Here is a 15,491-nt window from a genome sequence, read left to right as displayed (position 1 = left end):
GCATGAGCGATTCCCTTGACCTCAGCCTGGATGGCGTAGAACGCCGATCGCTGGCTGACTTCACCGAACAGGCCTACCTCAACTACTCCATGTACGTGATCATGGACCGTGCCTTGCCGCATATCGGCGACGGCCTGAAGCCTGTACAGCGGCGTATTGTCTACGCCATGAGCGAGTTGGGGCTCGATGCCGACTCCAAGCACAAGAAGTCGGCGCGTACCGTCGGTGACGTACTGGGTAAGTTCCACCCTCACGGCGATTCGGCCTGCTACGAAGCCATGGTGTTGATGGCACAGCCATTCAGCTATCGCTATACGCTGGTGGACGGCCAGGGTAACTGGGGGGCGCCGGATGATCCGAAATCCTTCGCTGCCATGCGTTACACCGAAGCGCGGCTGTCGCGTTACTCTGAAGTGCTACTCAGCGAGCTGGGGCAGGGCACGGCGGATTGGGTGCCGAACTTCGACGGCACCCTTGATGAGCCAGCGGTGTTGCCGGCGCGTCTGCCCAATATCCTGCTCAACGGCACCACCGGCATCGCCGTGGGCATGGCCACCGACGTACCGCCGCATAACCTGCGTGAAGTTGCCTCGGCCTGCGTGCACTTGCTCGATGAGCCCAAGGCCACGATCGAAGAGCTGTGCGAGCACATCAAGGGCCCGGATTATCCGACCGAAGCGGAAATCATCACGCCGCGCGCCGATCTGCTGAAAATGTACGAAACCGGCAAAGGCTCGGTGCGCATGCGTGCGGTGTATCGCATCGAAGACGGCGATATTGTCGTCACCGCGCTGCCGCATCAAGTGTCCGGCGCTAAAGTGCTGGAACAGATCGCTGCGCAAATGCAGGCCAAGAAGCTGCCGATGGTCGCCGACCTGCGTGACGAGTCGGACCATGAGCATCCGTGCCGCATTGTGATCATCCCTCGTTCCAATCGGGTCGAGCTCGATGAGCTGATGCAGCATTTGTTCGCGACCACCGAGCTTGAGTCCAGCTACCGGGTCAACATCAACATCATCGGTCTCGATGGCAAGCCGCAGCTGAAGAATCTGAAAGCCCTGCTCAGCGAGTGGCTGGTGTTCCGCATCGGCACTGTGCGTCGGCGGTTGCAGTTCCGTCTGGACAAGGTCGAGCGTCGCTTGCACCTGTTGGACGGCTTGCTCACGGCCTACCTGAACCTGGATGAAGTGATTCATATCATCCGTACCGCTGAACAGCCGAAAGCGGAGTTGATCGAGCGTTTCGCGCTGTCGGAAATTCAGGCCGACTACATCCTCGACACCCGTTTGCGTCAGTTGGCCCGCCTGGAAGAAATGAAGCTGCGGGCTGAGCAAGATGAATTGCGCAAGGAACAGACTCGTCTGCAATCGTTGCTGGGTAGCGAAACCAAGCTGCGCAAGCTGGTACGCACCGAGCTGATCGCGGATGCTGAAACCTATGGCGACAACCGTCGCTCGCCTATCGTTTCCCGCACCGAAGCCAAGGCGTTGTCGGAAAACGAGCTGATGCCGACCGAGCCGGTTACGGTCGTGCTGTCGGAAAAAGGCTGGGTGCGTTGCGCCAAAGGCCATGATATCGACGCCACCGGGCTTTCCTACAAAGCCGGGGATGGCTTCAGGACGTCGGCAGCCGGGCGCTCCAACCAATTTGCAGTCTTTATCGACTCCACCGGACGCAGCTATTCGCTGGCGGCCCACACCCTGCCATCTGCACGTGGCCAGGGCGAACCGTTGACTGGCAAATTGCAGCCACCGCCAGGCGCGACCTTTGAATGTGTGCTGCTGCCGGATGATGACGCGCTGTATGTCATCGCGTCCGACGCGGGCTACGGTTTCGTGGTCAAGGGCGAAGATCTGCAGGCCAAGAACAAGGCGGGCAAGGCGCTGTTGAGCTTGCCTGGCGGCGCCAAGGTGATCCTGCCGCGTCCGGTGGCCGATCGTGAGCAGAACTGGCTCGCAGCGGTGACCACCGAAGGACGCTTGTTGATTTTCAAAGTCAGCGATTTGCCGCAGTTGGGCAAAGGCAAAGGCAATAAGATCATCGGCATCCCGGGCGAGCGTGTGGCCAGTCGCGAAGAATACGTAACCGACCTGGCGGTGATACCGGAGGGCGCGACATTGGTACTGCAAGCGGGTAAGCGCACGCTGTCGCTTAAGGCGGATGACCTTGAACATTACAAAGGTGAGCGCGGTCGACGCGGTAATAAGCTTCCGCGCGGCTTCCAGCGAGTGGATGCATTGCTGGTGGAAAATACCCTATAACGGCGGTTTAGAGCGCTCGGTCTTCGTTTTGACGCGAAGATCGACGCATAATCGCTGGAGTCACAGCCAATATTCACGGATGATATGGGGTCTTGGGTCACCGGCGTGGCTGAGTGCCTTCATGGATTTTGTGAGTATTTAGACTGTGATTCGCCTTGTGGCGGCTATCTGGATGGGATGATGAATTTTTTACGCCTTCCTTTTGTATTGTTAATGACCGGCGTACTTGGTCTTGTCGGTTGCAGTGTGCAGCAACCCACCTCTTTGTATCAGCTCGACGCTGGAGAGCCGGGTCAACCTAAACAAAGTGCTGGACTGGCCGTTTTATTGGGTCCGGTTTCAGTGGCTGACTATCTGCAACGTGAAACCCTGTTGCAGCGCCAGCCGGACGGCAGCCTGACCGCATCGACCGATGGTCGTTGGGCAGGCAGTCTGTCTTCGGATATCGATCAATTGCTGTTGCGCCAGCTTGCGTGGAAATTGGACAGTCAGCGCGTTGTACTGGCCCCGGCCGCTGCCAGTTTCACACCGGACGTGCAGGTTGTGCTGTCCATCACCCGGCTTGATTCGGGCGTAAACCAGCCCGCGATCCTCGATGCGCAATGGCGCTTGCTCGATCGCAAGGGCCAGGTTCGTGACAGCAAGTTGGTTCACCTGGAAGAGCCCCATGCCGGGTCCTCTGCCGCACAGGTGAAGGCGCAGGGCGTGCTGTTACAGCGTCTGGCCGATCAGTTGAGCGTTGCGGTCAGGCCGTTGGCCAACCAGCCCGTCGTAGAAGAACCTAAAAAGGCAGCACCGGTTCAGGTCCACAACACTAAAGACCAGGACAAGCCAAAGATGCCGATGGCTTCGCCGATCCGAACCGATATGGAAGTGTTCCGCTTCTAAGGAAGTGGTTTCATCGCCCAACAAAAAGCCCACAGCGATGTGGGCTTTTTGTTGGGTGCCAGTTACGTCGTGTCGATCCGTTCGCAGGCAAGCCTGCGAATGCCTACACCTTGCGTCGGCTCTCATGCATCCGCGCCAGTTGGCGTTCGAGCATGGACGGGTAGGGCTCCATCAGTCGCTCGACGCAGCACGCGCCTTCCGGGCTGGCGATAGGGCGGATGCGGGCACGTTGGCGTATCAGGAGATCGTCACTGATCTTGCGCTCGACCAGCAGCAGATTGCGGCTGTGCTGCGAGAGGGCCAGGGCATTCTGGGCGGTTTCGGTCAGTAGCAGGTCGATCTGACTCAGACCGAACAGCCTGTCACCCAGCGTCAGGCCCAACTGCAATTGCAGGGTAATACCGCTGTCCGCGACCTCGATTTGCAAGGCATGGCTCAGCGCACGCAGCAGTTCACCGCAGCAAATGGCGTTGGTCAGGTAATCATCACCGCTTTCCTGACTGTGGAACAGCATCAGCGTGCTGCCGTCGTTCAGGGTGTGCAGTTCGCTCTCGTATAGCGAAGCGGCCTGATCGAGACAATCACGGTAGCGTTGCAGCAGGTCAGTCAGGCGGGCACGGGGCAAGCGACGCAGCTGATCCTGAGCGCCAAGTTGCACGGCCAGGACCGCACTGTGTTGCGGCTGGGTCGGGGCTGCCGGAGCTACCGGAGCGCGTTTGATCACCGGTGCCGGGCTGGAGTGATCGCGCAGATCGGCGAAGGGGTCTTCTCCGTCCTCTTGATCTTCTTCGGCGACAACAACACGCCGCGGCGCTTGCGTCGATACGCGAGGTTTAGGTGTCTCGTCGAAATCGGGGTCTCGCAGGTCATTGGCTGCAAACACGGACTCGACGTCTTCTTCCGCTTCAAGGTATGGATCGTCGCCTTCGTTTTCGTCGTATTCAGGCTCTGGTATCGGCGCAGGTTCAGGAGGCTCCGGCGCGAAAGCGGCGTGCAGTTGTCGGGCCAGATCGCCGATTTCATCCTGGCGCTCGGTTGCTGGCGTGTGTTCGTCGATATCACGCAGCCAGACGCGCAATTGCAGCAGCGGTGTCGAAATATAACGACCCAGGCGCAAGCTCAACGCCAATGCCAATGCCAGCAGAATCCCGCTGAGGATGCCCATGCTTTGCAAACTGATGGTCATGGGCTGCTGGAATTGCGCCATGTCCAGGCTGATACGCAAATGGCCGGCGATCACGTCCTGGAAGGTGATCTTGATTTCGTACAAGCCTCCGGCTTCGCCCAGCAGGCCGTTTTTCGGGCGCTGGCCGGCTTCGGCAAGAATGCGGTTGTCCACGCTATAAATGGCGGCATGTGCTACCAGCGGGTTCTTCACCAGATTGCCGAGCAGCACATTGAGGCTGAGGATGTCGTTGGACACCAGCAGCTCGGTGGCAGACGTGGCAGTTTGCGTCGTCAGGGCCTGGCCCAGCGCGTCAGCCTGTTCGTGCATGGCCTGCTTGAACTGCAAACCCATGACGCAGGCATAGATCACCAGCGCCAAGGCGACCAGAATCACGTTATGGCTGGCAATACGCAAAGCAAGCGGTACACGGCGATGGCGCAATGCCCGGAAGATCAGCAGGAAGAAATTATCGGTTTTAACTGGCGTGGGCCGGTTCACTGAGCACGGCTCTTTCGGTGAGGTTGCCGGGCAGTATAGCGACCGACCCTTGAGCGGCAAAGCGCTCGCTGTGCCCGATGGTCACTGAAAGTGGTTAGAATGCGGTTTTTTTCCACTGCGGGGGTGCGCCTTGCGCGAAATCGTCCTGATTAACATCACCGGTGAAGACCGTCCGGGTCTCACTGCGGCTATTACCGGGGTACTTGCCCAGGGTGGCGTGAACATTCTCGACATTGGTCAGGCGGTGATTCACGACACCTTGTCGTTTGGCATCCTGGTTGAAATCCCGGGGACCGAACAGGGCTCTTCGGTGCTTAAAGATATCCTGTTCACCGCTTACAAGCTCGATCAGCAAGTGCGCTTCACGGCTGTGTCCGAAGAGGATTACCAGCACTGGGTCAACGGTCAGGGCAAGGCGCGGCATATCGTGACGCTGCTCACACGCAAGGTCACGGCCGAGCAATTGCAGCGCGTCAGTTCCATCACTGCCAAGTACGGCCTGAACATCGATCAGATCGATCGCTTGTCCGGACGCATGCCGCTGGACACCCCGGCAGATAAAGGCAAGGGCTGCATCGAGTTCTCCGTGCGCGGCGAGCCGGCCGACCCCAAGGCGATGCAGGCTGAATTCCTCAGTGTGGCGCAAGAGCTCAATGTCGATATCGCTTTCCAGCAGGATTCGCTGTTCCGGCGTAACCGTCGTCTGGCAGTGTTCGACATGGACTCGACGTTGATCGAGGCCGAAGTCATCGACGAGTTGGCCAAGGCTGCCGGTATCGGCGAGTTGGTGTCGGAAATCACTGAGCGGGCCATGCGCGGCGAACTGGATTTTCGTGCCAGCTTCAAAGAGCGTCTGGCGCTACTCAAGGGTCTGGACGTGAGCGTGCTGGATGAAATCGGTGCCTCATTGCGCCTGACCGAAGGTGCCGAAACCCTGTTCGCCGAACTCAAGCGTCTGGGCTACAAGACTGCGATTCTGTCAGGCGGCTTCACCTATTTCGCCAAACAGCTGCAAGCCAAGCTGGGCATCGACTATGTGTTTGCCAATGAGCTGGAAGTGGTCGATGGCAAGGTGACGGGCGTGGCCATCGAGCCGATTGTCGATGCCCAACGCAAAGCCGACCTGTTGCGTGAGCTGGCGCACAAGGAAGGCTTGAGCCTGGAGCAGACGATTGCAGTCGGTGACGGTGCCAATGACCTGCCCATGTTGGCGATTGCCGGTCTAGGCGTCGCATTCCGCGCCAAGCCACTGGTCAAGCAGTCAGCCAAACAGTCGATTTCGACGCTGGGGCTGGACGGGCTTCTTTACCTGCTCGGCTTCCGTGACCGGGATGGGCGCGGCTGAGAGGCTCCCACAGGGAAATGCAAACCCTTGTAGGAGCGGGCTTGCCCGCGATGGCGGTGTGCCTGATACACCGCGTGACCCCAATCGCAGGCAAGCCAGCTCCTATGGTTTTGCGCCAGACCAGGCAACGTAGAGCCCCTCCCTGCGAATAGTTTGACGCGGTCTTGAGCTACAACAACGTCCACAACGAATCGAACTCTTCGTCAGTCGTGGTGCCGGCGGGTCCTTGCGTGCGCGGTGCTTCAATCGTCTGGTACTCGAACTGATTGAAGCTGCCGGTGCCGGTGCGACGTTTGCCCAAGCCAGCGCGACGCTCTTCACCGCTGGTGTTGATCTTCACTTTGTTGCCTTCCTGAAACGGCAAGCGCGGGGCCAACAACGTCGCTGGCTGGTCGATTGCGCGCACTTCCGGCAGTAGCAATGCTCGCAGGTACGGGGTGCTTTGATCGGTGGTTCGCATCAATTGCAGGCCGCACGGCTGAGCATGGGGCGCTACCAGCTCGATGCCCATTTGCGTGCCGCCGCTGCGCACCTGACGAATCCAGCGCACGACTGCGATGCTCCAGCCTTGGCCGGGGGCGTCTTGAATACCGATCATTTCCCCGGCCTGCAACTGGCTGGGGACCTCTTTGGGCCATGCCAGGCAATAACCGCCTGGGCTGTGGTTGATGACGTGCAGGACATGGGTCGGAAACGTCTGCTGGGCATTGGACACCGGATCGCCGCCGCCCTGTTCGGTCTGCAGATACTGGATCTCTTCATACGGCAGCATATGGTCCGAGGTACCGTCACGATGGGTATCGAAGGCGATGGACCAGGCATCGCTCGAGGGGCTGTTGGCAAACTGCGTGCTGAACTTTGCCACCTCGCTGACGGCGGGCAGTTTGAGCATCTCGCTGAACGATGTTTGCCCGCCAAGGTAATAGTGCAGGGCGCTCATGCCGATGCACAGCGTCAGCTCGCCTTGACCGACGGTGCGCTGAAACGTCCGTTCGGAGACATCGCCCCAGGCCGCCGCCAAATGCTGCAGCAGATCCAGGGTAAAACCATGTGGCACCAGCAGCGGCGATTGACCACGCTGTTCGGCGGGTAAATCCAGGTAATCCTTGATGGCTGCCGCCAATGGCAGCGGATTGATCCCCAGCAGGCTCGATAGCTGCTCATCGAGGAACAGCGATTTGTAGCGCGGTGGCGCATCGACGGCTTGCGCCACGGCGAACAGGCTGGTGGCCTCGGCTGGGGATTGCAGTTTGACCAGCGCGCTCCAGGGTTCGAGGACGTCGGCCAGACGACCGATATTGAGCTGGCGCATTTGATTGCAGCGCGAGCAACCCAGCAACAACGCCACCACGTACGTTTGCTCGACGCTCAGAGTGCGGGTGTGGCTGGCCAGGCTGTCGGGCACGGCGATGTTGTGTAACTGGTACTGGCGGGCAATCAGATAAATCTGATGCAGTTCCAGCCACAGACCGTCCGGCACGGGGCAATACAGCTGACTGGCGCGAATCAGTGGGCCATTCAGGCAGTGCAGGGCCCGCTGCGCGGCAGTGGTCAGCAGCGTTGCGCGCTCCTTGGAGAAGCGCGGCGCGATGCGCACGATGATCTGTTTGTAACCCACCGCCAAATGGTTTTGCAGGGCCTGGCACAGGTTGGCGACTTTGCGCGGGCGTTCGTCGAGCACAATCGCTTGACTGAGGAAGTGTCGCTCAAGGTTCTTGCAGACGTAATACACCTCAGGGCGCAGCAGTTCGAGCAGATGCAGGCGGTTGTCGCTGGATGTCAGTAACTGATTGAGTTCGCCCAGGGCTTGATAGAGCAGACGGGCGGTTTCACCGAGGTTGGCTTTGGGCAGGGTGGCAATCCAGTGTTTCAGGTCGCGCGGGGTGGCTTCACAGAACGACAGGCTCGGCTGTGTAGGCGTGGGTACACGCAACAACAGATGGAGACTTGAATTACTCATGTGCCCGGCAAACTCCAACAACACGGTGGCTCAATCCGCAGCTCTTCAGAACAAAGCCAAGTCCGACTCTAACAGTATCGGCTTACAGTCGCAGCCTTCGATGGTCCAGTACCTCCGATGGCTGGCGATAGTGACTGCCAGCGCATCGGATTGGGCGCGCTCAAGATGTGATCTGCGGTCAAACCTGCGCAGCCAGACCCAGTGCCTGACCCATCTGCACAGGGGTACCGGCGCCAAGTTGCTCGGCCCATTTCACTTGATCCGGCCCGAACAACACAATGGCCGTCGAGCCCAGCTTGAAGCGCCCAAGCTCAGCGCCTTTTTCCAGATGGATCGGTGCGCGGGCGGCTTCGTCGTAGCGCACGGTTTTCAGCTCGCGTTTGGGTGGGGTCACCAAACCGGCCCAGACCGTTTCAATCGAGGCGACAATCATCGCGCCCACCAGTACCACTGCCATCGGACCGCGCTCGGTATCGAACAGGCAAACCACGCGTTCGTTACGGGCGAAGAGCTCCGGGACGTTTTCGGCGGTGGTCTGGTTGACCGAGAAAATGCGCCCTGGCACGTAAACCATTTCACGCAAGGTGCCGGCCAGCGGCATATGGACCCGGTGATAGTCTTTTGGCGACAGGTAAATAGTGGCGAATTCGCCGCCCATGAAGGGTGCGGCCAAATTCGCATCGCCGCCCAGCAGTTCTAGCACGCTGAAGCTGTGACCCTTGGCCTGGAAGACCCGGCCATGATCGATCGGACCCAATTGGCTGACGGCGCCGTCGGCAGGGCTGAGAATCGCGCCAGGGGTTTCATCCAGCGGCCGTACGCCAGGCTTCAGGGTGCGGGTGAAGAAAGCGTTGAAGTGCTCGTAAGCGGTCAGGTCCTCCACCAACGCTTGCGACATGTCTACCTGATAACGCCGGACGAACCAGGCGGTGAGCGAATTTTTGAACCAGCGCACACGGCACTCGGCAACGCAGCCAGCCAGACGAGACAACAAATGGTGTGGCAGCAGGTATTGGCTGAGGATAAACAAACGCTGTTTCATCAAAATCCCTAAAGCGAAGCTTCTGTAAAAAAGTGGCAATTATAAAGAGTGGTGGGTCCTGCTGACGCCCCGTCTTATTTCTCGACTGGCGTATCGGGATGGTTGCCCCATTCGCCCCAGGAGCCGGCGTAGCCTTTGACTCGCGGGTAACCCAGCGCCTTGGCCACCAGATAGGTGAAGCCGGAGCGATGGTGGGTCTGGCAATGGGTGATCACTTCCTTGTCCTTGGTAATGCCCAAATTCTTGAGAATCTGCGGCATATCCTTACGGATACGCAGGCTGCGTGTCGCGTCCATTCCGGCAGTCCATTCGAAGTTGACCGCGCCGGGGATGTGCCCGCCTTTGGCCGCGAGGATTTTTTCGCCTGAATATTCAGTCGGCCCGCGTGCGTCCCAAATCGCCAGATCAGCGGCACCCAGACGGCATTGCAGGTATTCGCGGGTAGCGGTCGGTTCGCTGTGCAGGGTCAATGGCACGGGACCGCCGACGCTGTGCGGCACATTGCTCGACAAAGGCAAGGCCTCGGCCAGCCACGCGTGCAGCCCGCCATCAAGGTAGTGATACTGCGAGTGGCCGATCACATCCAGCAACCAGATAAAGCGCCCGGCCCAACCGCCGCCTTCGTCGTCGTAGACCACGTAGACCGCTTTGGGGTTATGCCCCAGTTCACCGAACAGCACTTCCAGCTGGGCTTGCGTGGGCAAAAGGCCCGGCGCGGGTGCCTGGCCCAGTTGCGTGCGCTTGGGGTCGACAAAGTGCGCGCCCGGGATATGCCCGGCGCTGTAGCGCGCGCTGCTGGTCAGGTCGACAAGAATCAATTCTGGCGCGTCAAGGCGGGCCAGCAGGTCGCTGGGCTCGATCACCAACGGCAAGCTAGAGAAGTCAGACATTTGAGGTCTCCAGATCAGAAAAAAAGAGGCGAATTGTAACGCACGAGTCAGACTTTGCGATTACTAAAGCTGCTTAACGCGCGCTCGATACATTGCGAGGTTTTACCGAAAGCCTGCACGCTGATCTCCGAGAGCGGTCCGCCGCCCTGATCGGCGAACACCAACATCACCACCCGACCGTTACTGCTGAGTGAGCGCAACAACAGATGCTCGCCAGTGAACAGTCCTTTCAGTTGACCCGGTAACAGCGCCGAAAACTGCGCATTATTGGTCGGCGTCAGGCGCAGTTGGGTCGGTTGCGCCAGCAAGCGCTGCAACACGGTACTTGCGCTGATGTTCAGGGTCAGGTTCGCGGCGTCTTTGTTCAGCCCGGCAATCTGATGGACGCGCAGGGCGGTCATGTTGCGATCGGTCATCAACAGCATGACGCGCTGCATGCCGCACGCCACCAGCGCATCGCGAGCAAAGGTGGTCAGGTGCATCGCATTATTGAAGCGGCTCGGCTCTACCAGCAGCTCGGCGCAGTACTTGCGCCAGGCTTGCAGCGCCTCGGCGGTGGGGGGTGGAGCAGGCAACAAACCACGGTGAATCCGCCGCGTTTCCCATGGCCAGAGCAGGGCTTCGGCCGGATGCCAAAGCTCACTCGCCCAGTGATTGCGAGCGCTTTGCACCGCTTGTTGATGCAGTTGTTGTTGCAGTTCATCCAGTGGCTGTTGCAGGTACAGGCTGGTCAGCAATTGCCAGCGCTCGCTGTGTGGGCTGTCCCAGGCTTGTTGCGCCGACAGCGCCACGCCGTTGGCCAGCAGGATGGTGTTGGCGGGTTGATTGAGCCAGCGTCGCAAGACTGGGTCCGCGTCCAGCAGTTGCCGTTGGCGCAGCGGGTGACGGTGGTCGCGGGCAATGCGCAACACTTTGACCAGCAGTCGACGTTCGCTGATCAGCGAGCGATAGCCCTGCGTGACCCACATGGGCAGGCGCCAAGCGTCGGCCAGCGCCAGGCATAGCTTGAGCAGGCCGACGCCAAACAATTGCATTTCAACGTTCAGCGCCGATTCGCCTTTGTGAATGACGCGTAGCTCCCATTCTTCAAGCAGTTTGGGGTGGGCCATCGCCATCGGCCACAGCGGCGACAAAAACAGCAGGCTGCCCCAATGAATGTCCTGCCAGAGCCGCGCCAGGCGACTGGCGAACAGCCCGTTGGCCTGCTGCGTCGCGTGCTGGCTGATCAGTTGCAGCTGGCGCAGGGTCGGCGGGATGTCCTGCGTATCCAGCGCGGGCAGGCGCTGAAGCAACTCTTCGGTGCGTTTCAACCCCAGGCGGTTGATCGCCACCTCAAGACTTTCCGCCGGCTCCGAAAAGCCGGTGCTGTGATGATTGGCTTCGCGCAACACACTGAGCACCAGCGAAGGGCTTTCCTGCATCAGCTCGGCGATATCGCGCAACGAGCGACGGCTGTCGTCCAGTGCGCCGAGCACACGTCCGTGGCTGGCGATCGGCACCGGTAAACGGATGGCATCCAGTTGCTTGATCCAAGCGTCGAGGCTGCGCGGAACGGGAAGCTGAGCTGAGGTTTCTGGAGGCATGCAGGAGGCCTGTACGGCTGAGGTGTCAGGATAGTATCGGATGCCGGATTCAAGGCGGATCGACGCCAGACTGCCCGCTACACGGGGCGAACTGGCTTTTCGCCTGAACTGGCTATAGTCTGGCGCACTTATGCCGATAAGTAGAAGAAGAGTTTCAAGAACTTCCGCTCATGACCTCGAACCCGACTCAGTAAGAAATCTCTCTATATGGCTAAAATTATCGGCATCATTGTCGTTTTCGCGAGCGTCCTCGGCGGATACGTCATGTCACACGGCAAGATTGCAGCACTGATTCAGCCTTTTGAGGTCATGATTATCGGTGGTGCGGCCTTTGGAGCATTTCTTCAGGCCAACCCCGGTTATATGACCCTGCATGTGATCAAGAAGTCGCTGAAGATGTTCAGCTCACGCTTCAATCACACCTTCTACCTGGAAATTCTGGGCCTGGTCTACGAGATCCTCAACAAAAGCCGCCGCGAAGGCATGATGGCGATCGAGGGTGATATCGAAGACGCCTCGGCCAGTCCGATTTTCGCCAAATACCCGGCCGTGCTCAAAGACGAACGGATGACCGCCTACATCTGTGATTACTTGCGCATCATGTCGTCGGGCAACATGGCGCCGCATGAGCTTGAAGGTTTGTTCGACATGGAATTGCAAAGCATGAAGGAAGAGCTGGAGCATCCTTCCCATGCGGTCACCGGGGTTGCCGACGGCATGCCCGGTTTCGGTATCGTCGCGGCGGTCCTCGGTATCGTAGTGACCATGGCCTCTCTGGGCGAGGGCGACAAAGCGGCCATTGGCATGCACGTCGGTGCGGCATTGGTCGGTACTTTCTTCGGTATTCTCGCCGCCTATGGTTTCTTCGGCCCGCTGGCGACGTCCCTGGCCCATGATGCCAAGGAAGAGCTGAACGTGTTCGAAGCCATCAAGGCCTCGCTGGTCGCTTCGGCTTCGGGCATGCCGCCGTCGCTGGCTGTGGAGTTCGGTCGCAAGGTTCTTTACCCGGCGCACCGACCCAGCTTCAGTGAGCTGGAGCAAGCGGTTCGCGGTCGCTGATTCATGGAAAACAATCAGCCGATCATTATCAAGCGCGTCAAGCGCTATGCTGGCGGGCATCACGGCGGCGCCTGGAAAATCGCTTTCGCTGACTTCGCGACAGCGATGATGGCCTTCTTCCTGGTGCTGTGGCTGATATCTTCGGCCACTCCGGAACAATTGAAAGCCATCGCCGGGTATTTCAAGGACCCGGTCGGTTTCAGCGACAGTGGCACGCCTTACATCATCGATTTAGGTGGATCGCCAGCGCTGGCGCCCGACGAGACCTTGAGCCCTGAGGTCAAGTCCGAGCCGCAACCCGACAAGATCAAGGTCGATAGCGATCAGGTTGAAACCCTGGCCGAGCAAGTCGAGCAAGAGCGTTTGGAAATGCTGTTGCAAGAGCTGCAAACCAAGGTCGATGAGAACCCGCAACTGAAGAGATTCAAGGACCAGATCCTGTTCGAGATCACTCAGGACGGTTTGCGCATCCAGATTATGGACGCTGAAAATCGGCCGATGTTCGACTTGGGCAGCGCCCGCCTGAAACCGTATTTTGAAGACATCCTGCTGGCCATGGCGGACACCATCAAAACGGTGCCGAACAAAATCAGCATCAGTGGTCATACCGACGCCACGCCTTTTGCAGGCAGTGGTGGATTCGGTAACTGGGAGCTGTCGGCAAATCGGGCCAACGCGGCTCGGCGGGCGTTAGTTGCCGGTGGTTATCCTGATTCGCAGGTAGCGCGGGTGGTGGGGTATGCCTCGTCGTCCTTGTACGATAAGGACCATCCGCAGGATCCGGTGAACCGCCGCATCGACATCATCGTGCTGACCAAAAAAGCCCAGCAGCGTATGGAAGGAACTCAGGCTCCGCCGCAAACGCCTGATGCCGCAGCGCCTGCACCTGCGCCCGAATCAACCGCCCCGGCTGGCCCGGCAGCAGGTGCCGCCATCGACCCGCAAACTGCACTACAGCCTCACGAGCTGCGGCAAAAGCTGAACATCTTTGAAAATGGCGTGTTGAAGATGGATGAGACGAAGAAGTAGGCCGGTCCATAGGTGCAAAAAAGCCGCGATGATCGCGGCTTTTTTTCGCGGGCGGGAAAGAATCAGTAACTGTTTTCCGGCAAGCTGGCGATGATCGAACGGTAGCTGTTCATCCGTTGCTGCTGAACGCGGCCTTCTTCGAGGGCCTTGAGCAGCGCGCATCCCGGTTCGCGATCGTGTTTGCAATCGCGGAAACGGCAGGTTCCGATCAGCTCGTTGAACTCGATGAAGCCAGCTTCCACATCGGAGCGGCTGACATGGCCCAGACCGAACTCTCGAATCCCCGGGGAGTCGATCAGATCGCCGCCGCGCGGGAAGTGGAACAGGCGTGCAGTCGTTGTGGTGTGCGTACCTTGGCCGGACAGCTCGGAAAGCGGGCCGACGCGGGCTTCGACTTCAGGCAACAGGCTGTTGACCAGTGACGACTTGCCAACCCCGGACTGGCCGACGAATACGCTGATATGCCCGTCCAGCTGGGTTTGCAGTTGCTGCATACCGTCGCCCTGGTGTGCGGACACTTCCAGCAGCGGATAACCCAACTGCCGATACACCGCCAACAACGCATTGAGCGCCGGGGCGTTTTGATCGTCGATCAGATCTGCCTTGTTCAGCAGCAGCAGCGGACGAATCCCCGCGTGTTCGGCGGCGACCAGATAGCGGTCGATCAGGTTGGCATGAGGCTCAGGCATGGGGGCGAAGACGATCACGATCAAATCGACGTTGGCCGCTACCGGCTTGAGCTGGCCACGGCTGTCCGGGCGGCAAAGCTCGGTGGTGCGCGGCAGTTGCGCGACGATGACGCCGATGCCCTGATTGCCGGCACGCCAGACGACTCGGTCGCCGGTCACCAGTGCCGGCAGATTGGCGCGCAAGTGGCAGCGGAAGACCTGGCCGCTCTGCTCGCCTTCCTGCGCTTCGACTTCGACCTGCACACCGAAGTGAGCGATCACAAGCCCGGTCTGCTCGGGGCCGAGATCACCGCCCTCAAGTGTTTCAAGGGTCTGCGATTCACGTTTGGCAGCGCGGGCAGCGCGCTCGCCCTGAATCTTTTCGATGCGCCAGTTCTGACGACGATTGAGTTGGCGTTTGGCCATGGGTGTTCCGAGTCGATAAAGAAGCTGATTGGGTAAAACGGGGAAGAGTCTAGCACGCCGGGTAAGCTAAACTGCGCGCCTACTCTGAGGAGCCGTGACATGCCGACGACGCAAGAAAAATTTAGCAAGCAGAACCTAATTTGGATCGATCTGGAAATGACCGGTCTGGACCCCGACACCGACGTCATTATCGAGATGGCGACCATCATCACCGACAGCGAATTGAACACGCTGGCTGAAGGGCCGGTGATTGCAGTGCACCAGAGTGACGAAACCCTGGCTCGCATGGATGAGTGGAACACCCGTCAACACGGCGGCTCGGGCCTGACTCAGCGGGTTCGCGACAGCCGCATCAGCGCCGCTGAAGCTGAAGCGCAGACGCTGGCATTCATCCAGCAATGGGTGCCGGAACGCAGTTCGCCGATCTGTGGCAACAGCATCTGTCAGGATCGTCGTTTCCTGTATCGGCACATGCCGACCCTGGAAAACTACTTCCACTACCGCAACCTCGATGTCTCCACGCTTAAAGAGCTGGCGGCACGCTGGTCGCCTGAGCTGAAGTTCAAGAAAGGCAGTGCTCACCTGGCGCTGGACGACATTCGCGAGTCCATCGCTGAGCTGCGCTACTACCGTGAGCATTTTATTCAAGGGATAGGCATCAAGGGCTGATCAAC

12 protein-coding genes are annotated in these 15,491 nt (G+C 59.4%); 6 read left to right on the top strand and 6 right to left on the bottom strand.

Features of this window, described 5'->3' with window-relative positions:
• Positions 1 to 2: 2 nt before the first annotated feature.
• Positions 3 to 2,261 (top strand): DNA topoisomerase IV subunit A, encoded by a 2,259-nt coding sequence (gene parC, locus AC1MEE_RS22995; protein ID WP_480411821.1) that lies wholly within the window; start codon positions 3 to 5, stop codon positions 2,259 to 2,261.
• Positions 2,262 to 2,441: 180 nt separating this feature from the next.
• On the top strand, positions 2,442 to 3,149 hold the full coding sequence (locus AC1MEE_RS22990) for a PqiC family protein (protein WP_480411820.1): 708 nt from the start codon (positions 2,442 to 2,444) through the stop codon (positions 3,147 to 3,149).
• A gap of 103 nt (positions 3,150 to 3,252) precedes the next feature.
• On the opposite strand, the gene AC1MEE_RS22985 is transcribed toward AC1MEE_RS22990, so the two are convergent.
• Complete coding sequence (locus tag AC1MEE_RS22985; RefSeq protein WP_480411819.1) at positions 3,253 to 4,815, bottom strand: histidine kinase; 1,563 nt, start codon at positions 4,813 to 4,815, stop codon at positions 3,253 to 3,255.
• 130 nt (positions 4,816 to 4,945) lie between these two features.
• Here AC1MEE_RS22985 and serB point away from each other — a divergent pair, with 130 nt between their 5' ends.
• Positions 4,946 to 6,160: a phosphoserine phosphatase SerB gene (gene serB, locus AC1MEE_RS22980; protein ID WP_480411818.1), complete on the top strand. Its 1,215-nt coding sequence runs from the start codon at positions 4,946 to 4,948 to the stop codon at positions 6,158 to 6,160.
• A 169-nt stretch (positions 6,161 to 6,329) separates the two neighbouring features.
• Here the strand turns inward: serB and AC1MEE_RS22975 are convergent, their stop codons facing one another.
• From AC1MEE_RS22975 to AC1MEE_RS22960, 4 genes are all read right to left on the bottom strand, one after another.
• A complete protein-coding gene (locus tag AC1MEE_RS22975; RefSeq protein ID WP_480411817.1) occupies positions 6,330 to 8,120 on the bottom strand; it encodes a molecular chaperone in 1,791 nt (596 codons plus the stop codon).
• Positions 8,121 to 8,298: 178 nt separating this feature from the next.
• Complete coding sequence (asd, locus tag AC1MEE_RS22970; RefSeq protein WP_480416314.1) at positions 8,299 to 9,168, bottom strand: archaetidylserine decarboxylase; 870 nt, start codon at positions 9,166 to 9,168, stop codon at positions 8,299 to 8,301.
• Positions 9,169 to 9,236: 68 nt separating this feature from the next.
• Positions 9,237 to 10,052, bottom strand: coding sequence for a rhodanese-like domain-containing protein (locus tag AC1MEE_RS22965; protein WP_480411816.1), 816 nt, complete (start codon positions 10,050 to 10,052; stop codon positions 9,237 to 9,239).
• A 47-nt stretch (positions 10,053 to 10,099) separates the two neighbouring features.
• Positions 10,100 to 11,635: an HDOD domain-containing protein gene (locus tag AC1MEE_RS22960; RefSeq protein WP_480411815.1), complete on the bottom strand. Its 1,536-nt coding sequence runs from the start codon at positions 11,633 to 11,635 to the stop codon at positions 10,100 to 10,102.
• Positions 11,636 to 11,842: 207 nt separating this feature from the next.
• Between AC1MEE_RS22960 and motA the strand changes: the two genes are divergently transcribed.
• Complete coding sequence (gene motA, locus AC1MEE_RS22955; RefSeq protein ID WP_480411814.1) at positions 11,843 to 12,694, top strand: flagellar motor stator protein MotA; 852 nt, start codon at positions 11,843 to 11,845, stop codon at positions 12,692 to 12,694.
• A 3-nt stretch (positions 12,695 to 12,697) separates the two neighbouring features.
• On the top strand, positions 12,698 to 13,723 hold the full coding sequence (gene motB / locus AC1MEE_RS22950) for a flagellar motor protein MotB (RefSeq protein WP_480411813.1): 1,026 nt from the start codon (positions 12,698 to 12,700) through the stop codon (positions 13,721 to 13,723).
• 62 nt (positions 13,724 to 13,785) lie between these two features.
• Here motB and rsgA read toward each other — a convergent pair whose 3' ends face one another.
• The gene (rsgA, locus tag AC1MEE_RS22945) at positions 13,786 to 14,817 is read right to left on the bottom strand and encodes a small ribosomal subunit biogenesis GTPase RsgA (protein ID WP_480411812.1); all 1,032 of its coding nucleotides are present in this window, start codon (positions 14,815 to 14,817) and stop codon (positions 13,786 to 13,788) included.
• A 99-nt stretch (positions 14,818 to 14,916) separates the two neighbouring features.
• Here rsgA and orn point away from each other — a divergent pair, with 99 nt between their 5' ends.
• A complete protein-coding gene (orn, locus tag AC1MEE_RS22940; RefSeq protein ID WP_480411811.1) occupies positions 14,917 to 15,486 on the top strand; it encodes an oligoribonuclease in 570 nt (189 codons plus the stop codon).
• Positions 15,487 to 15,491: the final 5 nt, after the last annotated feature.

The sequence above is a fragment of the Pseudomonas sp. ASL3 genome (assembly GCF_056680425.1).
This window is presented reverse-complemented; position numbering and strand designations above follow the sequence as displayed.

Bases quoted from the DNA above. Each gene is read 5' to 3' on its own strand.
- parC (WP_480411821.1), top strand. From the start codon at position 3: ATGAGCGATTCCCTTGACCTCAGCCTGGATGGCGTAGAACGCCGATCG.
- AC1MEE_RS22990 (WP_480411820.1), top strand. From the start codon at position 2,442: ATGAATTTTTTACGCCTTCCTTTTGTATTGTTAATGACCGGCGTACTT.
- AC1MEE_RS22975 (WP_480411817.1), bottom strand. From the start codon at position 8,120: ATGAGTAATTCAAGTCTCCATCTGTTGTTGCGTGTACCCACGCCTACA.
- AC1MEE_RS22965 (WP_480411816.1), bottom strand. From the start codon at position 10,052: ATGTCTGACTTCTCTAGCTTGCCGTTGGTGATCGAGCCCAGCGACCTG.
- AC1MEE_RS22960 (WP_480411815.1), bottom strand. From the start codon at position 11,635: ATGCCTCCAGAAACCTCAGCTCAGCTTCCCGTTCCGCGCAGCCTCGAC.
- motA (WP_480411814.1), top strand. From the start codon at position 11,843: ATGGCTAAAATTATCGGCATCATTGTCGTTTTCGCGAGCGTCCTCGGC.
- motB (WP_480411813.1), top strand. From the start codon at position 12,698: ATGGAAAACAATCAGCCGATCATTATCAAGCGCGTCAAGCGCTATGCT.
- rsgA (WP_480411812.1), bottom strand. From the start codon at position 14,817: ATGGCCAAACGCCAACTCAATCGTCGTCAGAACTGGCGCATCGAAAAG.
- orn (WP_480411811.1), top strand. From the start codon at position 14,917: ATGCCGACGACGCAAGAAAAATTTAGCAAGCAGAACCTAATTTGGATC.